The organism is Lactobacillus sp. W8174, from assembly GCF_016100975.1.
Classification (GTDB): Bacteria; Bacillota; Bacilli; order Lactobacillales; family Lactobacillaceae; genus Lactobacillus; species Lactobacillus juensis.
On record NZ_JACFRN010000002.1, the window covers coordinates 260,537 to 280,444 of the forward strand.

General features: G+C 35.7%; 14 protein-coding genes, 1 pseudogene and 1 riboswitch. Of the genes and pseudogenes, 13 read left to right on the forward strand and 2 right to left on the reverse strand.

Annotation, left to right across the window (positions count from 1 at the left end; all coding sequences use genetic code 11):
- The first annotated feature begins 5 nt into the window (after nucleotides 1-5).
- The 10 genes from H3U49_RS04175 to murQ all read left to right on the forward strand — a co-directional run bounded on the left by H3U49_RS04175 (nucleotide 6) and on the right by murQ (nucleotide 12,170).
- Nucleotides 6-887 carry an ROK family protein gene (locus H3U49_RS04175; RefSeq protein ID WP_198179936.1) on the forward strand — a complete coding sequence of 294 codons (882 nt, stop codon included), beginning with the start codon at nucleotides 6-8 and terminating at the stop codon, nucleotides 885-887.
- Nucleotides 874-1,857 carry a LacI family DNA-binding transcriptional regulator gene (locus H3U49_RS04180; protein WP_198179938.1) on the forward strand — a complete coding sequence of 328 codons (984 nt, stop codon included), beginning with the start codon at nucleotides 874-876 and terminating at the stop codon, nucleotides 1,855-1,857. Before H3U49_RS04175 ends, H3U49_RS04180 begins: the two co-directional genes overlap by 14 nt.
- On the forward strand, nucleotides 1,850-3,175 hold the full coding sequence (locus H3U49_RS04185; RefSeq protein WP_198179940.1) for an alpha-L-fucosidase: 1,326 nt from the start codon (nucleotides 1,850-1,852) through the stop codon (nucleotides 3,173-3,175). The genes H3U49_RS04180 and H3U49_RS04185 overlap by 8 nt, the downstream gene beginning before the upstream one ends.
- A 136-nt stretch (nucleotides 3,176-3,311) precedes the next feature.
- Nucleotides 3,312-4,643, forward strand: coding sequence for a PTS sugar transporter subunit IIC (locus H3U49_RS04190; protein WP_198179942.1), 1,332 nt, complete (start codon nucleotides 3,312-3,314; stop codon nucleotides 4,641-4,643).
- 168 nt (nucleotides 4,644-4,811) lie between these two features.
- A complete protein-coding gene (locus H3U49_RS04195) occupies nucleotides 4,812-5,210 on the forward strand; it encodes a nuclear transport factor 2 family protein (RefSeq protein WP_198179944.1) in 399 nt (132 codons plus the stop codon).
- 268 nt (nucleotides 5,211-5,478) lie between these two features.
- Nucleotides 5,479-6,849 (forward strand): PTS sugar transporter subunit IIC, encoded by a 1,371-nt coding sequence (locus tag H3U49_RS04200; RefSeq protein WP_198179946.1) that lies wholly within the window; start codon nucleotides 5,479-5,481, stop codon nucleotides 6,847-6,849.
- 14 nt (nucleotides 6,850-6,863) lie between these two features.
- A complete protein-coding gene (locus H3U49_RS04205; protein WP_198179948.1) occupies nucleotides 6,864-7,961 on the forward strand; it encodes a DUF871 domain-containing protein in 1,098 nt (365 codons plus the stop codon).
- A gap of 131 nt (nucleotides 7,962-8,092) precedes the next feature.
- Nucleotides 8,093-9,145, forward strand: coding sequence for a DUF871 domain-containing protein (locus H3U49_RS04210; protein WP_198179950.1), 1,053 nt, complete (start codon nucleotides 8,093-8,095; stop codon nucleotides 9,143-9,145).
- Nucleotides 9,146-9,291: 146 nt separating this feature from the next.
- A complete protein-coding gene (locus H3U49_RS04215; RefSeq protein WP_198179951.1) occupies nucleotides 9,292-11,256 on the forward strand; it encodes a glucose PTS transporter subunit IIA in 1,965 nt (654 codons plus the stop codon).
- 14 nt (nucleotides 11,257-11,270) lie between these two features.
- Nucleotides 11,271-12,170, forward strand: a complete 900-nt coding sequence (murQ, locus tag H3U49_RS04220) for an N-acetylmuramic acid 6-phosphate etherase (RefSeq protein WP_198179952.1) — start codon at nucleotides 11,271-11,273, stop codon at nucleotides 12,168-12,170.
- A 216-nt stretch (nucleotides 12,171-12,386) separates the two neighbouring features.
- Here murQ and H3U49_RS04225 read toward each other — a convergent pair whose 3' ends face one another.
- Nucleotides 12,387-13,673 carry a PTS sugar transporter subunit IIC gene (locus H3U49_RS04225; protein ID WP_034977971.1) on the reverse strand — a complete coding sequence of 429 codons (1,287 nt, stop codon included), beginning with the start codon at nucleotides 13,671-13,673 and terminating at the stop codon, nucleotides 12,387-12,389.
- A gap of 15 nt (nucleotides 13,674-13,688) precedes the next feature.
- A pseudogene (locus H3U49_RS04230) lies at nucleotides 13,689-15,077 on the reverse strand (glycoside hydrolase family 1 protein).
- A gap of 78 nt (nucleotides 15,078-15,155) precedes the next feature.
- Nucleotides 15,156-15,254, reverse strand: a riboswitch (purine riboswitch).
- A 329-nt stretch (nucleotides 15,255-15,583) separates the two neighbouring features.
- Between H3U49_RS04230 and H3U49_RS04235 the strand changes: the two are divergent.
- The 3 genes from H3U49_RS04235 to H3U49_RS04245 all read left to right on the forward strand — a co-directional run bounded on the left by H3U49_RS04235 (nucleotide 15,584) and on the right by H3U49_RS04245 (nucleotide 19,894).
- A complete protein-coding gene (locus tag H3U49_RS04235) occupies nucleotides 15,584-16,555 on the forward strand; it encodes a ribose-phosphate diphosphokinase (RefSeq protein WP_198179953.1) in 972 nt (323 codons plus the stop codon).
- 164 nt (nucleotides 16,556-16,719) lie between these two features.
- Nucleotides 16,720-18,321, forward strand: coding sequence for an ABC transporter ATP-binding protein (locus H3U49_RS04240; protein ID WP_198179954.1), 1,602 nt, complete (start codon nucleotides 16,720-16,722; stop codon nucleotides 18,319-18,321).
- Nucleotides 18,311-19,894 (forward strand): ABC transporter ATP-binding protein, encoded by a 1,584-nt coding sequence (locus tag H3U49_RS04245; protein WP_198179955.1) that lies wholly within the window; start codon nucleotides 18,311-18,313, stop codon nucleotides 19,892-19,894. The genes H3U49_RS04240 and H3U49_RS04245 overlap by 11 nt, the downstream gene beginning before the upstream one ends.
- The last annotated feature ends 14 nt before the right edge of the window (nucleotides 19,895-19,908 follow it).

A 19,908-nucleotide genomic window follows, 5' to 3' on the forward strand; every position in this document is an offset into this window, starting at 1 on the left:
CAAATATGAAATTAGCAGTTTTTGATATTGGTGGAACTAATATAAAGTGTGGTAGTTTTTATGACAATAAAATAGCTGATACGAAGAAGTTTGCTACACCCAAGACTTTTGCAGGTTTGAAATTGCAAATGCACCGCTTCCTTGATCAGCATGCTTTTGATGGGATAGCTATTAGTGCACCAGGTGCTGTGGATAAACCGAACGGAATTATTAAAGGTATCAGTGCAGTGCCCTATATTCATGATAGACCCATATTTAAAGAATTACAGCAGGAATTCTCGTTACCTGTCGCAATTGAAAATGATGCTAATTGTGCTGGTATTTGTGAAATTAATATAGGTGCCGGAAAAGATTTTACGAATGTAGCTTTCATTGTAATTGGCACAGGTATCGGCGGAGCAATTTTCATTAATAGAAAATTGTATAAAGGCAATCATTTATTTGGGGGAGAATTTGGCCTTATGCAAACCAGTGATGGAGGAACTCTCAGCACACGGGCAACAATTGTTAAAGCCGCATCTGAATATGAAAAACAAACCCATGTTGATAATATCGATGGTGAAAAATTATTTCTGTTAGCAGATCAAGGAGATAAATTAGCGCAAGACCTGATTGATAAAGTTTACAGTTTTTTGGCTGTTGGCTTATACAATATTGAAGTCGCTTTTGATTTCGATGCTTTAATAATTGGAGGTGGTATTTCAGCTCATAAAGGTTTTAGTTCTGAATTATCTAAACGTTTATATGCACAATTGGTAAAAAATAAAGTAAGCCAAATAATGCCTGAAGTCAAAGAATGCCAGTACCACAATAATGCGAATTTATATGGTGCCGCATATAACTTTATCTCAGATTATGCTATAGAGGTGAAAAATGGCAACAATTAAAGATATTGCTAATAAGTCAGGTGTATCCGTAGGGTCTATCTCTCGCTATTTAAATGGTGTTCATTTAAAAAAAGAAAATGAAGAAAAAATAAAGCAGGCTATCAAGGAATTACACTATATACCAAATCAAACCGCTAAATCTCTTAAGATGAACAAGTCTTTTTCAATTGGGATATTGGTAGATAACATGGATAACTTTTACAGTTCTCAATTAATAGCAGCTTTAGAGCAATTGTTCGATCATGCCGGGTACTTTTTACTTTTAACCAGTCATCGTAATAATGAAAAAACTTTTGAATTTAAACTAGCAAAATTAATTGAGCGGTCTGTTGATGCTTTAATCGTTTTGAAAGCAGAAAGTAAGTGGCAATCATTTCAAAAAGTGGGGCAATTGCCATTACCCGTTGTTTCAGTTGAAGCTTCATTGCCAGATAAAAAAGTGCCAGAAATTATGAGTGCTGATATGATGGCTTCGCAAAAGGTTGTCACTAAAATACTGCAAAAAAGAAATAAACCTGCTTTTTTGATTCCAACTGAAAGTGACTATGTGCTGCAACAACGGCTAGCTGGTATCAACGTCGCATGCAAATCAATGGGAGTAACACTCACTCCTGATCAAGTAATTTATGTTGACTACGGTACGACTGAAGCTTACGAAGCAGTTGCAGGATTGAATAAAAAAGGTTTTGACTCAATTTTTGTCACTAATTATACTAATGCTATTCAAGTCGTTCAAGGAGTTCGTGATTGTGGTAAAAAGGTAGGAACAGATATTGCTGTGGCTGGATTTGGCTATTCCCATTTATTACAAAATATGAAATTACCAGTTACTTTAATAAAGCAACCAGTTGAGAAAGTAGCGGAAAAAGTGGCAGAAACAGTATTAAAGCTGCTTGATCATCAAAAAGTAGAAAAGCAAGTTTTTATTCAAGACAAGATATTTTGGCAAAAGGAGTTGCAAGATGAATGAAAAGAATAAGAAGAGACAAGATATAGTTCAGAATAAGAAAACGCAGCAGGAAAGCTATCAAGATTTACCGCAAGCAATTCAAAATAAATTAGAATGGTTTCAAAACCAAAAACTGGGTATTATTTTTCATTGGGGCCTATATGCGCAAGCAGGTATTGTTGAATCATGGCAATTATCAAAAGAGGATGATTGGGCTCGTAAGCATGGTGCCTTTCGCAAGGACTTAAAAGAATTAAGACATGATTATTGGGCATTAAATCAAGAGTTTAATCCAGTAAATTTTGATCCAGAAAGTTGGGCAAAAGCAGCAAAATACGCTGGCTTTAAGTATATGATTTTTACCACAAAGCACCATGATGGGTTCAACATGTACGATACCAAATATAGTGACTATAAGATTACCAGTAAAGATTCTGCTTTTCATAATAATCCATTAGCTGACATCTTAAAATATGTTAATGAGGCTTTTCGCAAAGAGGGAATTGCTACCGGCGCTTATTATTCAAAGGCTGACTGGCATTGTCCTTTTTATTGGGAACCAGGCTCTGATCCTCGAGGAAGATATGCAAGCTATGATCCTGCCCAAAAGCCTGAGTTATGGCAAAAATTCCAAAAGTTTGTTGAAAATCAGTTAGTTGAAATTTGCCAAAATTATGGACCGATTGACATATTATGGCTTGATGCTGGCTGGGTTAATGGAGGTCACCATGAATTCTTGCCTATGGAGCAAATTGCCAGAAAAATCTGGCAAATTAAAGCTGATACCCTGATTGTTGACCGCACAATCGGCGGAAAGTACGAAAATTATGTTACGCCAGAGCAACAAATACCTATCATACCCCCACAAAAGGTTTGGGAGTCTAACTTAACTTTGGCTAAAAACTGGGGATATGTACCTAATGATCAGTATAAAAGTTTTAGTGAAATACTAAATAATATTATCAAAATTATCTCACTAGGCGGCAACGTCATTTTAGGAGTTGGTCCTAAACCAGACGGTACATTACCACAACCAGCCCTTAAATTAATGAAAAAGCTAGGGGATTGGTTAAAAGTTTTTGGTGAAGCCGTCTATGATACACGTGGCTGTCCAGAATATGTCAATAAAAATATTTTTATGACGAAGAAGAACTCAGATTATTATTTATTTTACAACAGTAATGAAGCTGATTATAAAATTTCACTGAATGATTTACCAGTAAAATCTAATGCGGCTTTAAGTTTAGAAACGGGGAAGCCAGTTTCTGTTTCCAATAATACTATTAGCTTGCCAAAAACTGCTTTTCCATATGGTGTAATAAAAATTAAGAAGTTATAAATAGCCTCTCAAAATATTCAATTTTTATGAAATCACTTACATTTTTAGTTGAAACGTTTCCAATATAGAGTTATAATAATATTGTTGAAACGTTTCAAAAGTTAATACTTTAAGGTAAAATGTTGAAGGGGAGAAAATGAGTATTTCTGACAAAATTAGCAAAATGATTTTACCATTAGCTACTAAGATTGGTAACCAACGTCATTTGGTAGCTATACGTGATGCCTTTGTCGACATTACACCTATTATAATGGTAAACTCATTGTTTATATTATTAAATTCCTTGGTTTTAAATCAGCCTGCTGTTTTAAAAGTGTTTCCGTATGCTGCAAATTTGACCCAAATGGGAACTATGGTAAATAACGGTACCATGGGTTTTATGACTATTTTTGTGACTTTTATTATAGGTTACAGGTTACTAAATTCTTATATTGCAGATGGTAGAATTAGTAATAATGACATTAGTCCTATTCATGCTGGAATATTAAGTGTAGCTACAGCTTTGATAATGTTTCCTTTAAATAATCGAGCTGTTGTGTCTGGCTCAATGAAAAATGTGACGGTAACTGGGGTCTATACACAAGCACTAACTTCATCTGGGGGTATGTTTGTGGGCTTGATTGCTGCGGTTTTGAGTACTGAACTATTATTATTTTTTTATAAATCTAAAAAATTAAGAATAAAAATGCCAGATGGAGTACCACCAGCAGTGGCTCAATCATTTAATTCTTTGATTCCTGAATCTCTTGTAGTAATTGTTTTTGCAGTTTTTAGTTTTGCCTATGTTCAAATATTCCATCAAGGAGTTACTGACTTGGTTCAAACCATTATTTCTAAACCTCTTCAAGCTGCTATGGAATCTTGGATTGGTTGCTTTGTCATTCAGTTTGTTACTCAATTCTTATGGTTCTTTGGTTTACACGGACAAAATATTGTAGCTTCAGTTACTTCTCCTCCTATGCTAGCTGCAATCCAGCAAAATATGGCTGCATTTGCAGCTCACAAAGCAGTGCCTAACATTGTTACTAATCCATGGCTTGGAATGTATACTTTGTTCGGTGGTACTGGAGCAATACTACCTTTCTTAATAGCGATTTTTGTTGTTTCTAAACGAAAAGATTACCGAGATGTTGCTAAATTAGGTTTGCTGCCAAGCTTCTTTAATGTTTCAGAACCAATCATGTTTGGTCTTCCTGTAGTTATGAATCCATATTTTGTAATTCCATTCATTTTTGTACCATTAATTAATTTGGCAATAGCTTATCCTTTGACTATGATGGGCTTAGTGGCTAAAAGTGTTGTAATACCAGCTTGGACTATCCCTCCTATTTTAACTACCTGGGTTACTACTGCTGGAGATATTCCTGCAACAATTTTGTCTTTACTGCTTTTCATTTTAGATATATTCCTTTACATGCCATTTGTTATTGCAAGTAATAAAGGAATTAAAGTAAAGCCTGAAAAGTAAAACATTAGTATAGCAAAATTAAATTTAGTCAAAAGTAACTAGCTTATTTGTTAAGTTAGTTATTTTTTATTGCTTTGATATGTATCTTAATTGATAATTAATTATAAAAAGTGGTTATTTTAGACTTAATATTAGCATCTTTTGCTTATAAATTAGGAGATAAATATTATGTTATCAAATTCCAGTCAAACTATAGAAAACAAACAAATTATCAGAGATTATTTTAACTCTTGGCTTAAAAAAGATTTTTCTAATCTTGATAGTTGGTTTAGCCAAGATGTCTATTACCGTGAATGTTATGGTGCTACTTATGAAGGATTAGATGAGTTAAAAGCCTATATTAATTCGAAGTCTAAGGAGCAGACAGTTTTAAAATGGGATATTTATAAAATTGATCAAACTGATACTGGTAAATTTGTGGTTACTTGGTATTTTGATGCTGCAGAAAAAGAAGAATATTGCTTCGATGGCGTTTCTTTAATAGAGTTCTCCGGCAATAAAATGAAAAAAGTGGTGGAATATTCAACTAAGCATGAAACCTTCCGTCCGTTTAAAGATAAAATATAAATCTAAGTCTTTATCATTGAGGATGGCAAACAATGAAGGTCTACTTTATTAAATAATACTTAAAAAAGTGTAGTTTATTAGTAAAAAAATATGGTATATACCATTTTGACTGTCTAATTAAAATCAGTTAGAGAATATTGAACTATTTTGGTGTAGACCAAAGCCAACAAACATACAGCCACAACAATTTTCAACTGTAAAACGGTAAACGTTTCCATTTGCTATGGTATAATGCAAGTGTAGTGAAATATTAGTAGGAGGAATTATTATGAATGCTATAATTAACTGGCTAAACAAGCATCTCGTTCCTGTTGCGGCTAAGATCGGCTCTGTTCGCTGGCTTGTTGCACTGCGTGATGCCTTTATCTCTATTATGCCTATTATGCTGGCTGGTTCAGTAGCTAGTGTATTAAATGCTATTTTTAGGGATGTTCCCACTAACCTAGGATGGACAGGCGTTGTTAATTCAATGCAATGGCTTATCAATATCAATGCGTTGGTGTGGACAGGCTCAACTGCAATTTTAGGATTGCTGTTTGCCTTTACATTTGGCTATCACATGTGTGTCCAATATAAAGTTGAACCGATCGCAGGGGGCCTGCTGACATTAGGTACCTTTATTATGAGCTTGCCTCAAAGCTTTTCAGTTGATTTGAAAAATGCTCTTACTCTTACCAAGGGCGATCTAAAAACATTAACTGCTGCCAATGTAGCTGTTACTGGCAAAAATATCAGTTCTTGGGGCTGGTTTAACTTTAACAAGTACTTTGGAGCTTACGGCTTCTTCACCATAATGATTATGGGTGCTATTTCTGTAGCAGTTTATATTGCTTTAGTAAAGAAACATATTACTATTAAAATGCCTGACAGTGTTCCACCCGCAGTTTCCAATGCTTTTACAGGTATTATTCCCGCAACCGCTGGTTTGTTCGTTGTTGGTATTATTAACTATCTATTCAGTCTTAAAAACACGACAGTGATTGACTTAATTGCCAAGACAATTCAAGAGCCGTTAATGAAGATGGGTCAAGGTTATGGCTCGTTGCTACTGATAGTATTTCTAGTTCAACTATTTTGGTTCTTTGGTATTCATGGCACCAATGTTTTGGCTCCGGTTACAGAAAGTATTTGGACTACAGCACTGATTGCCAATACTAATGCCCATAAAATGCAAAAGGCATTACCTTACATGTGGACTCGAAGTGACTTTGATCTTTATGTTTGGATCGGTGGTGCTGGCTCAACACTGTTACTTATCTTAGCCGTTCTTGCCTTTTCAAAGCGTGAAGATGAACGTGCCGTTGCTAAGATTTCACTTGTACCTGGGATCTTCAACATTAATGAACCTATGATGTTTGGTATGCCAATTGTTTTAAACCCAATTTATATTATTCCATTTGTTCTTGCTCCATTAGTTATGGTATCAATTGCCTATGGTGCTTTAAGTCTTGGCTTGGTTAATCGAGTTGCCGTACAGACAACCTGGGCGATGCCACCGTTCCTTAATGCTATCATTGCTACAATTGACTGGCGTTCAGTTATTTTACAAATTGTTAATATGGTCGTTGGTTTCTTGATTTATGTACCATTTGTAATTGCTTCTAATAACGTCGATCCTGAAAAAGTTAATAAAGTTTAAGGAGCAATAATTTTATGAAACAGTTGGGTATTTCACTTTATCCCGAGCAAAGTACATTTGAGCGCGATAAAGAATATATGTATTTAGCTCATAAATATGGCTACAGGAGAATTTTTACCTCACTTTTGCAGTTAAAAAGTGCAAGTGGTGAAGATATACTTGCCAAGTTAAAAAAAGATGTTGCTTATGCAAACAATTTGGGTTTTAAAACTGTAGTCGATATTAATCCCGTTTTGTTTAAAGAACTAAAAATTGATTATAATGATCTTGCTTTTTTCCATAACTTAGGCGTCTGGGGCTTGCGGTTAGATGAGGGCTTTAGCGGCATGGAAGAAGCTGCCATGACTCGTAATCAATATGGACTCAAGATTGAACTAAATATGAGTCGGGGTACAAATTATCTTGACAGTATTATGGCTTATGATCCGGAGAATGATAACCTAATTGGTTGTCATAACTTTTATCCACAAGAATATACGGGCTTAAGTGAAAGGATTTTTAATGAATATTCACAAAAGTATCGTGATTATGGATTGCATACTGCTGCGTTTATTTCATCTAAAAACGCTAAATTCGGTCCTTGGCCTGTTCATGAGGGTTTACCGACACTTGAAAGCGATCGTCACCGAAATATTTTTAGTCAGGTTACTCACTTACGCTTGAGCAAAATGATTGATGACATTATTATTGGCAATGCTTTTGCCAGTGAAAATGAGTTGGCTGCTGCAGCAAATGCTTTTAACAGTGCATATCCTACTTTGAAAATTGTGTTTGAAGATGATGTCTTACCAATTGAGCAAACGATTTGCTTAAAAGAGCCTCATTTGTACCGCGGTGATGCATCTGCATTTCTGTTACGCGACACCCAACCTCGTGTTGTTTATGCCAAAGAAAAAATTCCAGCTCATAATAATGACAAAGCCTCTTTTGCGAGAGGAGATATAGTTGTTGTTAATGATCAATATCCTCGGTATAAAGGAGAACTGCAAGTTGTTTTAACGCCGTTTGCTAATGATGGCAGACGTAATCTTGTAGGACACTTACATCCCGATGACTTAGACTTGTTAAAATCTATTGAACCTTGGAGTACGTTTATAATGAAGCAAAGCTAATTCATTTAGCTTAAATATTTAAGCCGTGAGCAAATTAACTCACGGCTTTTTGTTTGTGTACATGTTTTAACAAAATAAAATAGTATAATGGTCCATGTAAGTGATTTCACACTAAGGGAGAAATAGAATAAATGCTGGGTTTTTCGATTTATCTAAACCGTGATCTAACGGCTGATGATTATAATTATATACTTGCGATGCGCAATGCGGGATTAACAACTATTTTTACTTCATTACATATTCCTGAAGATGATCCCAAAGTAATATTAAACAGATTAGCAGAGCTGACTAAATGGTGTAAGAACTTAGAAACTTCTGTCATTGCTGACGTTTCTGAAAGTGGTATGGCAAGGCTAGGACTTGCACTTGAAAATGAAGAGCAGATTGCCAGCTTGGGCTTGACTGGCCTGAGAATAGACGATGGTGTTTCACCAGCTACTATAGCAAAGCTTTCACAGAAAATGCCAATTGCTCTGAACGCCAGTACTATCAATGAAGATGACGTCACAGCTTTACGAGAGCATGGTGCCAACTTCGAAAATTTGCAAGCTTGGCATAATTTTTATCCGCGACCAGAAACCGGTTTAGATTCAAATTGGTTAAAAGCGAAAAATGATTGGTTACATCACATGAATTTAGAAACAATGGCATTTGTGGCAGGTGATGCTGTTTTACGTGGTCCAATTCATGCAGGATTGCCAACTCTTGAAAAGCAAAGAGGAGAGAATCCTTTAGCTGCAATGTTGGAATTAAGACGCTTAGCCTGTGACCATGTTTTTATTGGGGATGCCTCTTTATCACCGCAAATGATTGATAGTTTTAAAAATTATATTAAACAGCAGATTATTACACTTCGCATTGATAAAAACTTGCCTGAATTATTTAATTCTGAATGGCATAATCGTCCAGATGTAGCGCGTGATGTAGTGAGGTTAACGGAGGGGCGTAGCCGTCAGCTTTTTGATGTTGCACCCCAGGGAAATCCTGAAGCTCGATCAAAAGGAACAATTACATGTGATAATAAATTATATTTGCGTTATCAAGGTGAATTACAAATAACTAAGCGTGATTTACCTGCTGATGAAAAAATTAATGTTTTAGGACACGTGGTAGCTGAAGATTTACCACTTTTGAACCAAATAGGTGCAGGGCAAAGCATCATTTTCATTGCTGCAGGTGAATAAAATTTACTTAGTGTTTGAAATAAGCTACTATCTTTATTGAATTGGTATAATCCATTAAAACATGATTTTTAATAATTAATTATCATAATTTGCAAATTGGTCTAATAAATAATATACTTATTTTGTCTTTAAAAAAGGAGGAAAAAATGAGTACAGATAAATATTCCAAAATAGGCCAAGAAATCTATGATCATATTGGTGGTATCGCAAACGTTAAATCTTTATACCATTGTATGACCAGAGTGAGAATTACGGTCAGGGATAAATCTAAAGTGGATTTAGCTGGTTTAAAACAAGTTAAAGACATTTTGGGAGTAGTTGATGGTGAAACGCTGGAAGTGGTTTTAGGTCCTGGTGTAAATGCCAAAGTTGCTCAAAGTATGGTTAATGCAGCTGGTGTAAATGAAAATGATCCTTTTCCAGATGTAACAGCTAAGGAAAGTTCTTATCAAAAAGACAAGAGCGAAGTTATGGAGAAAGCTGAAGAAGTCCACGCAGCCCATAAAGCCAGCTTAAAGCAAACTTGGTGGCGTATTGTCTTGCAACATATTTCGGCTATCTTTATACCTTTAATTCCAGCATTTGTTGGTGCCGGTTTAATTTCTGGTGTATCAGGTATTTTAAGAAATATGTTGACAGCCAAAATGCTGCCGGCAAGCTGGAACTTAGGCATCACCGTTTTAGGTGTCATTGCTAATGGGCTATTTGCCTACTTAAATATTTATGTTGGTATTAATGCTGCTAAAGAATTTAATGCCACACCTGGACTTGGTGGTATCATCGGCGGTGTGGTAATGCTGCCTGGTGTGGTAGCTCCTATGGTAATACCAAATATTTTTAATGGTCAGCCGTTAGCTGCCGGACAGGGTGGTATCATCGGAGTTTTGCTTGCAGTATGGCTATTGTCATATGTTGAAAAATTCTTCCACAAATACATGGCTGATTCAGTTGATATTATTTTCACACCATTTTTAACTTTATTAGTAATGGGCCTAATTACCATTTTTATCATTATGCCTTTTGCTGGTTGGGTTTCAAACTCACTCATTGGCGGAATTAACTGGGTCTTAAAGGTTGGTGGACCTATTGCCGGTTTTATTTTAGGTGCAGTGTTCCTACCAATGGTTATGTTTGGCCTGCATCAAATTTTAACGCCAATTCATTTGCAAATGATTCAAAAGATGGGTTATACGCCGTTATTGCCTATTTTAGCAATGGCTGGTGCTGGACAAGTAGGTACTGCAATTGCTTTATGGGTTAAATGTCGTAAGAACAAAGAATTAACTAAACTAATTAAGGGAGCTTTACCCGTCGGAATTTTAGGAGTAGGCGAGCCACTAATTTATGGTGTTTCTCTTCCTTTAGGCCGTCCCTTCATTACTGCATGTTTAGGTGGTGGTATTGGTGGTGCCGTTTTAGGAGCCTTCGGCAATGTCGGCTCAATTGCTATTGGTACATCTGGTATTGCCTTAATTCCGTTAATTGCCCACAATAAAGCATTAAATTATTGTATTGGTCTATTAGCAGCTTATATTGGCGGTTTTATTCTAACTTATTTCTTTGGTGTACCTAAAAGCGCTGTAGTTGCTAAAAATGAAGATGGCTCTTTCGTTAATCCCGAGGATAATAAAACAAGTCACGAAAGTGTGGCAGTTAATTTAGCCAGTCCTGTGAATGGTGAATTGGAAGAATTATCTGCTGTAAAAGATGATGTTTTTGCTCAAAAAATGCTGGGAGACGGCTTTGCTGTAATTCCTGATAATGATGGTAAAATTGTTGCTCCAGTTGATGGACGTATTTTAACAATTATGGATACGAAACACGCAGTTACAATGGAATCAGATCAAGGTCCATTGGAATTAGTCTTGCATTTTGGAATTGACACTGTGGAATTAAAGGGTGCTCCATTTGAAATAAAAGTAAAAAGTGGACAGTATGTTAAACGTGGTGACGTTATTGCTCAAATGGATGTTCCAGCTATTAAAGCTGCGGGCAAGCCAACAGACGTGATGGTAATGATTAACAATATGGAGGATGTAGCAAGTATTTCTCCTGTTGCTACAGGCAAGGTAACTGCAAATCAGATTGTTGCAACTGTAAAAACAAATTAATTTACGGATAAAATATGGAAATTAAAAACTTAGAAACCGAAGCACGAAATCCCGCAACAGCGCACATTGATACGATGTCTACATTGGAAATGGTCAAAACAATTAATGCTGAAGATCAAAAAGTAGCTCTTGCTGTAGCAGGAGAGAGCGATCAAATTGCTAAAGCAATTGATCAAGCTTCCACAAGATACTCTGCTGGAGGACGCTTAATCTATATTGGTGCTGGAACTAGTGGACGATTAGGCGTGCTTGATGCAGCTGAACTAGTTCCGACTTACGGTATTAAGCCGGAAAGAGCAATTGGCTTAATTGCAGGTGGCAAAAAAGCTATGTTTGCTGCTGTAGAGGGTGCAGAAGATTCAGCATCACTGGGAGAAGCCGACCTAAAAAATCTTAAATTAACGGCAAATGACATTGTTATTGGCTTAGCTGCCAGTGGCCGAACTCCTTATGTTATTGGCGGGTTAAAACATGCCGCTAAAGTCCAAGCTCTAACTATAGCTGTAGCTTGTGTGCCAAATTCAGTGATAGGTCAAATCGCCGAAATTGCGATTAATGCTGTGGTTGGTCCTGAAGTGATAACCGGCTCAACCCGTATGAAAGCCGGTACTGCTCAAAAAATGATTTTAAATATGATCTCAACTGGTGTAATGATCAGACAAGGCAAAGTTTATCAAAATGTGATGGTTGATGTGCAACCAACCAATGATAAGCTAGTTGATCGTGCTTGCCGTATTATTAGTGAAACGGCAGCAATTCCGACTGCTAAAGCTCTAAGCTTTTTAAAAAAAGCAGACAATGATGTTGCTCTTGCAATAGTGATGGCTAAAACGGGTAAAAGTAAGCACGAAGCTGCACAATTGTTAACTGAACATCATGGTATTGTAAGTGACGTTTTAAATAGTTTGAATTAAAAATTTCAGTTAAGTGTTCCTTAATAGCTAAAGCTATAATTATAAGGAACACTTTTTTTAATTCCAAATAATATATAAAAGAAAATTTCTAATGTTAACTATAAGGAGAGAAAGTTTTCAAATAAAAAGAACTAATTTCGCTTGCATATTGGAAATTAGTTCTCAATAGAATTTAATTTTTTTAATTGAATAAGAAATTTAATTAAAGCTCTGTTACTAACTGTTTTCTTCTTTTAATAAGCTTCTTTCGTAAATTTTCATAAATGGGTAATACATTAAGCCATCAATTACAATCAATAATATTACTAATATCGGAGCCCGCCAATCCATAGTTGATAAAAATGCTCCAATTGGCGCTGGCATTTGCCATGAAAATAGTGCAAATGTCTTTTTCACAAGTCCAAATGACATTGAAAGGTAACTTAAGATAGCGTTAACCGTGGAAGTAAAAATAAAGGGAATGAAAAAGATGGGGTTTAGCATTAACGGGGTACCAAATATCATAGGCTCAGAAATTCCAAATAGTGCTGGAATTAAACCTACTCTGCCCACTGTTTTTAGTTGCTTAGATTTCGAAAATGACATTATAATCGCTAAAGCTAAGACAGAACCGCAGCCACCGATAATAACAAAGTAAACCCAAAAAGGAGTAGTGAAAATTCTCGGTAGTGCTTTGCCTGCTAACTTAGCGCTAGCATTGATAGAGAGATTACCATCACGAATTGGTCCCAGAATACCAGCGAGTGCAGCATCGTGAATACCAAAAAACCAAAAGAGCTGTACTAAAATAGTTAAAAAGATTGTTGCTGGCAAGCTGTCTGCAACCTTAAAACTTGGTGATAAGAAGCTGTAAATGGCTTTAACTGCTGTAGTATGGTTTGCTTGACAAATTATAAAAATAATTGCATCTACTGCTAAAATAACTAGTGCTGGAACAAATGAAGCAAAACTTTCTGATAAAGCTGATGGCACTCCTTTAGGCATCTTAATACGACCAAAATCGTGTTTACGCATTGCGTGGTACGCTTCCGTTGTTAGAATAGCAATCAAAATGGCAATTATAATTCCACGGCCATCCCAATAACTAATGTCTGCAAAATTTCCAGTGAAGCCGAGTTTTTTAGGATCAAAAACTAACATAAAAAATCCTGCTAAAGAAAACATAATAGGCGATAGAGGATTTTCTTTGTAATGCTGGCATAAAAAGTAGGTAATACCAACGCAAATAAAAACAGACATTGCGCTCATCGAAACGGAACTTAGCCAAGAAAGTGTTAAAGCATTCTTTTGAGCAAAGTGAGCCCAAGCTATTAGTAAGCCATTACTATGTTTGGTAACAGGTGGCGCAGCACCGATTATGACAAAAATTGAACCAAACAATGTGATTGGCAGAAGTGTCATAAAAGTATCTCTAATTGCTGCAAGATGACGTTGATTGGCCATTTTATTAGCAAATGGTGTAATGTGTTTATCCATCCAAGAAGTAATTTTTGTAGTTTCCATGTTCAATCTCCTACTTTAGTATTCCCTACGTTCAATCAATTTACCATTTGAATTAATAATTTTTTTGTACCAAAAGTAGGAAGCTTTTGGCTTACGCTTTAATGTTGAAAAATCGACAGCCACTAAGCCATAACGTTTTTCGACCCCGTTCATCCATGAATACAGATCAAATGGGGACCAGGTAAAGTAACCTCTGACATCAGCTCCTTTGTCTTGTGCATTCATCAAAGCATTTATATGATCATTCATAAAAGAAATGCGGTAGTCATCCTTGACTTCACTTACATTAATATTTTCATGAAAACCAACACCATTTTCTGTAACAAAGATAGGCAAATGATATTTTTGGTATGCACGAATTAAGCCATCCTCTAACCCTTTCGGATATATTTCAGTGTCCCATTCAGTGTATTCACTATTTGGATCCATTACCTGTTCAAACCAGTTTTTGATTCTCATTTGAGTTGAACCTTTTTTACCGGAATTATTAAATACCATTTTCGTTTCGCCGGAGGTATATGGTTTCACTAACGTACGGGCGTAATAATTTAAGCCTAAAAAATCAACTGTATTTTCTGCTATTGTTTTTAGAAGGTCAGGCTTCATGAAAGAAATATCATTAGTCTCACTAAGTTTAGCTATCAAATCAATAGGGAAACTACCTAGTGCAGCGGTATCTAAAACCCAGTTGTTAGCATAATTATCAGCATTCCGCATAGCGATTTTGGTTTCAATCGTATCATCTATGCCATCAACTGGTGAATAACTATGAACAATACCTATTTGTCCCTGAAATTTTCCCTGACGAAATTTTTGAATAGCTAATGCACTGGCATACATCACGTTAAAACCGCAAGTGATCGTGTGTTGTAAATCATGTTCAGCCGGCGGATAGTTGCCAATCAAATAGCCATTGACAGTAAACCATTTGGGTTCGTTAAAAGTTGTCCAGAGTTTAACTTTATCGCCAAAAGCTTTAAAACAAACTTCAGCGTAGTGGGCAAAAGCACGGCTGGTGTCAAGATTGAGCCAGCCACCAACTTCTTACCAGTACTGTGGCAGATCCCAGTGATAAAGTGTCACAAAAGGCGTTATGCCATTTTTAAGGCAACAATTAATTAGTTTATTGTAAAACTCAATTCCTTTCGGATTAATGTCACCGGCACGATTTTTGATAATGCGCGGCCAAGACAAAGAAAAACGGTATGCATTTTGACCACCATCTTTCATCATTTTGATATCCTCTTCAAAATGATGATAATGATCGCTAGCTACATCACCGTTTTCTAAATTATTTTCATGTAAATAATGGTCCCACATGGATTCAGCCTTATCATCAACATTCCAGGCACCCTCACACTGATAGGATGCTGTAGCGCCGCCCCAAAGGAAATTACTATTCATATTTGCCTCCCTTTCAAAAGTAAAATACAAAAAAATCTTTTTCTAGTGCATAGAAAAAGATCCCGAAGAACGTAAAAGCTCTCTTCATCTTTAATCTATAGTACGTAATTTACGGCTCACGTGTAGAAACTGCCGACCATATCTCGACATTATATAGATAGATATTTGTTTACATTTTGAATTTTAGCAAAGTAAAAATATTTCTTCAATGACTTTTTGATCAAGTAAAAGTATCCTAAAATGGCTAAATGGGCAATAAAACAATATTCATATAGCTAAAACGTCTGATGAAAATATTTTTTATTTGCAAGCACAAAAAGTGCTTAAAGGCTAAATTTGATGTGGATAATTTTTTCAGAATAGCAATTACCTTAATTTACTACATAAACTAAGATTCAGGGCTTGAATGTCGTTCGTTAAAGTTGAATAATAATATTAGAAGTAACTTTTTCAGACAACTTTTGGTAAAATAATAAGTTGTTAACAATTTTAATACGGAGGAAATTATGTCTTATAAAGACAATATGATGTTGTTTGCCCTCAATTCCAATGTTCCGCTGGCGGAAAAAATTGCACAGCGGGTGGGGGTACCCTTGAGTAAGTCCAGCGTGCAACGCTTTAGCGATGGTGAAATTCAAATTAACATTGATGAATCTGTTCGGGGTAAGGATGTATATTTGATTCAGTCAACCAGTGTACCGGTTAATGATAACCTAATGGAATTGTTGATCATGATTGATGCTGTGCGCCGCGCTAGTGCACAAACAATTAATATCGTGATTCCTTACTATGGTTATGCTCGACAAGACCGTAAGACTAGACCACGTGAACCAATTACTGCCAAGTTAGTAGCTGACATGTTGCAAGAAGCTGGAGCAACTAGAGTCTTGTCACTGGACTTGCATGCACCACAAATCCAAGGATTTTTTGACATTCCGGTCGATAACTTAATGGGTGCACCATTACTTGCTGATTACTTTTTGAGAAACAATTTGCAAGAAGATGCTGTTGTCGTTTCACCTGATCATGGTGGAGTAACCCGTGCTCGCAAACTGGCTGAGTTTTTGAAGACACCTATTGCGATTGTAGATAAGCGTCGTCCTCGCGCAAATGTTTCAGAAGTAATGAATATCATTGGTAACGTTAAAGGTAAGCGCGCTATTATTATTGATGACATGATTGATACAGCAGGAACAATAACCCTAGCTGCACAAGCGTTAATAGATGCTGGGGCTACTGAAGTTTATGCCAGTGCTACGCACGCAGTTTTGTCAGGTCCAGCTATTCAAAGATTGAATGATTCTCCGATTAAAAATTTGGTTCTAACTGATTCTATTAATCAGCCAGTAGAAAAGAAGTTGGAAAAAACTCTTCTAGTTTCAGTAGGTCCGCTTATTGGGGATGCAATCAAATGCATTCAAAAACATGAACCACTCAGTCCTTTATTTAACACTAGATACGAAAAAGATAAACATTAATAAATTATAAAATTTACCAAGATCTGCTTAACTTAAGCAGATCTTTTAGTTTGACAAAATTACCACTTAGTCTGCTTTATTGACCCCTTAGTGAAATCCTATTGCATTTAAAATAAAATTAAAGTTTAATAAAAACATACCAAAGATGAAAGGATAAAAGAGCAATGTCACTTAAAGATCTTTTTAAAACCAATATTTTTCGAGGAATTTTCATTCTAATTATTTTCTTATGTTATGCCATTTGTGGAACATTGGCAACATACCTTTTTAAATATGCAATCAATGATTTAACAAGAGGCAACTGGGACAGATTTGTATTTTGGTTAGTCATTGATTTTATTGTCTCAATCTTTACTGTTTTGTCCTTACCATTGGGAACATTTTTGTTTAACAAGCAAGTTCAAGAATGCTTACATAATATTCGTTCCCAAATAATGCGGCGGTATTACAATTCTGGCGGTTATAAGGTATCAGAAATACAAAATGAGTTAGGCAATAATCTCAAGATTTTAACAGACGATTATGCTACGCCTTGGATTCAAATTTGGACCAACTTGTTAAGTCTTATCTTCGCAATTGGTACATTAATAACTCTTCACTGGTCATTAATTTTATTTGTTGCTGTAGCGGCAATTATTGTGTTGACTCTACCTAAAATTATGACAAAAAAGTTATCTAATTCCACAGCCGCAGCAGCCAAGAAAAACGCGCAGCTTTTAAATACAATTGAAAATTGGTTTTCTGGTTTAAGTGAATTGCGCAGATACAGTGCAAGTGGCCGACTAGATAGAGCACTTGGTCAAGATAGTCGGAAACTGGCAGAAGCCAATGTTTATAGAAAAAAAGTACAAGGGATCTCGATTAGTATTAACGGCTTAGGTAATGCTATTGGTCAAATTGGGTCAAGTTTATTCAGTGGACTACTATTTTTTAAGCATATAATCACTTTGGGTGATTGGTTTATAACAGGTAGCTTTGCTTCGACCATTTTTAATGGTCTCTGGGAAGTTATCAACGCAATGACGCAAATGAGATCAACCAAAAAGTTACGTCAGGAAATTGCTGATTTAACAAAACCAATACCTGAAAAGAAGCCTGGAACGGTTGTTTATGGTGTTGAATGTCACAATTTGAAAGTGCAATATCAAAATGGAGAAAGTATATCTTATCCTGATTTTACTATTAATAAAGGCGATAAGGTCTTACTTTCAGGAGATTCAGGCACAGGTAAGTCAACTCTATTCAAAGTCCTTCTGGGACAACTTAAGCCCAAAACTGGTGAGGTCTTCTTTACTGCTCAAGACGGGACTAAAATATCGCCTCAAAAAGCTCGACTATGTTACATAGCACAAGATGCAACGCTCTTTCCTGATACTATTGCAAATAATATTACGATGTTTAACAGCAAACTGGTTAGCAAACTAAAAGAAGCTGTTAGAAAAGTTCAATTGGTGCCAGATTTAGCCAAGTTTCCAAATCAAATTAATACAACGGTCGATTTAGATCAAGGCAATTTATCAGGTGGACAAAGACAAAAAGTAGTTTTGGCCAGGGCCGAAATTCATGATGAACCATTTTTGTTACTTGATGAAGCAACTAGTGCAGTTGATAGTAAATCTACCAGTGAAATTATTGGCAATTTGCTCGATACCGATAAAACACTTTTAATGATTGCACATAACTTCAGTCCGGAACTAAAAGACAAGTTTGATTATCAAATCAATTTAAAATCAAATAAAAAATCAGGTAATCAAAATGACAATTAAAGAATTTTATAGGATAAATCCTTTACGCTTTATTGTTTTACTTTTAATCAATATTTGTTTATATGCACTATTAATTATCGGTACTGTATTCAGTATTATAGAAACTACGGCAATTCAACAAGGCAATTTTAAAATATTTTTAATTGTTAATGTATGTGCTTTTGTATGTGTAATGGGAGATTATCTACTGCAAGGGCTGTTACAATACATTTTATCTCAGCAGGAAGAGCAATATAATGTTGCAATCAGAGATAAAACCACTAAACATTTTTATGCAGATCAAAAAGACCATGCAGTAGCACAAGTTCAAAACCGGTTAACGAATGATATAGTTCAAAGTCAGCAAAATTATATTACTCCTTTTTTTAGCTTAATTGGAGGAGTAGTCATTATAATTTCTACCATTATATTATTGGTTTCATTACATTGGAGTTTGCTTGTTACCATATCAATAATGGTACTAATCTCCTTATTTTTGCCAAAGCTGTTGGAGAAGCCCTTACAAAATTCAATGATTCAAGTTTCTAAGACCAACCAAAAATATCTAGATTGCTTGGAGAAATGGCTTAATGGACTTGCAGAAATACAACGCTATTTTAGTGGTGCAAAATTATTTAAGGTAACGAGTAAAGCTGCTAAAAATTTAGAAGATGCTAATGTTAAACAGAATGGTGTTATGCAACTACTAACCGTAATAAATGGTCTAGTATCGGCTATTTTCTCTTTGATTTTATTTTTATTAGTTGGTTATTTGTTTCAACAAAAACTAGTTGTGTTTGGTGCCATTACCGGAGTGGGCAACTGCCAATCGTATTTGAGACAGGGAATTCAGTATATAGTAACCTCTTATGGGAAAATGAAGGGGTCCGAAACTCTAAATAAAGAAATTGCTAAAACCGGGACACCAGTAGAAAAGGTGCAAACTACAAAAAAGGTAAGACCAGTCGCGATTAGCACTCAAAATCTGAATTTACAATTTCCCAATGGTGAAAGGTTGCAGTTTCCTGATATTAATATTGAACAAGGTGAAAAAATACTGTTGACTGGAGATTCAGGAGCTGGCAAGTCAACGTTGTTTAAACTCATCTTGGGAGAAATCAAACCAAGTTCTGGACAAATCATATTTAAAGATAAAGAGGGTGCAAGGATTAATCCAGATATGAGTAAAATTGGTTATATTCCGCAAGACCCTGTGCTTTTTCCGGTAACTATTGCTGATAACATGACTATGTTTTCCGATAAATTAAAACAGGCACTGCCACAATTAGTTAAAAAAGTTCAGCTTGCTGGCGATATTGCCAAATTTGATGATGGCTTAGAACAAAAAATCGATTTAAACAAATTGAATATTTCTGGTGGTCAAAGACAAAAGATTGTTTTAGTACGAGCTTTAGTCCATCAAAGTGAAATTTTTTTGATTGATGAAGGCACCAGTGCTATTGACCAGCAAGCGACAATGCAAATTTTGCGGGAAATCACATCGAGTTCTGCTACAGTAATTTTTATTGCACACAGCTTTAATGATCAGATGAAAGAAATGTTTGACAGAGAAATTCACTTAACGAAAACATAAGGCAATAAAAAGGA

Excerpts from the sequence above, each read along its gene's own strand:
- H3U49_RS04175 (WP_198179936.1), top strand. The coding sequence starts at position 6 with ATGAAATTAGCAGTTTTTGATATTGGTGGAACTAATATAAAGTGTGGT.
- H3U49_RS04180 (WP_198179938.1), top strand. The coding sequence starts at position 874 with ATGGCAACAATTAAAGATATTGCTAATAAGTCAGGTGTATCCGTAGGG.
- H3U49_RS04185 (WP_198179940.1), top strand. The coding sequence starts at position 1,850 with ATGAATGAAAAGAATAAGAAGAGACAAGATATAGTTCAGAATAAGAAA.
- H3U49_RS04190 (WP_198179942.1), top strand. The coding sequence starts at position 3,312 with ATGAGTATTTCTGACAAAATTAGCAAAATGATTTTACCATTAGCTACT.
- H3U49_RS04195 (WP_198179944.1), top strand. The coding sequence starts at position 4,812 with ATGTTATCAAATTCCAGTCAAACTATAGAAAACAAACAAATTATCAGA.
- H3U49_RS04200 (WP_198179946.1), top strand. The coding sequence starts at position 5,479 with ATGAATGCTATAATTAACTGGCTAAACAAGCATCTCGTTCCTGTTGCG.
- H3U49_RS04205 (WP_198179948.1), top strand. The coding sequence starts at position 6,864 with ATGAAACAGTTGGGTATTTCACTTTATCCCGAGCAAAGTACATTTGAG.
- H3U49_RS04210 (WP_198179950.1), top strand. The coding sequence starts at position 8,093 with ATGCTGGGTTTTTCGATTTATCTAAACCGTGATCTAACGGCTGATGAT.
- H3U49_RS04215 (WP_198179951.1), top strand. The coding sequence starts at position 9,292 with ATGAGTACAGATAAATATTCCAAAATAGGCCAAGAAATCTATGATCAT.
- murQ (WP_198179952.1), top strand. The coding sequence starts at position 11,271 with ATGGAAATTAAAAACTTAGAAACCGAAGCACGAAATCCCGCAACAGCG.
- H3U49_RS04225 (WP_034977971.1), bottom strand. The coding sequence starts at position 13,673 with ATGGAAACTACAAAAATTACTTCTTGGATGGATAAACACATTACACCA.
- H3U49_RS04235 (WP_198179953.1), top strand. The coding sequence starts at position 15,584 with ATGTCTTATAAAGACAATATGATGTTGTTTGCCCTCAATTCCAATGTT.
- H3U49_RS04240 (WP_198179954.1), top strand. The coding sequence starts at position 16,720 with ATGTCACTTAAAGATCTTTTTAAAACCAATATTTTTCGAGGAATTTTC.
- H3U49_RS04245 (WP_198179955.1), top strand. The coding sequence starts at position 18,311 with ATGACAATTAAAGAATTTTATAGGATAAATCCTTTACGCTTTATTGTT.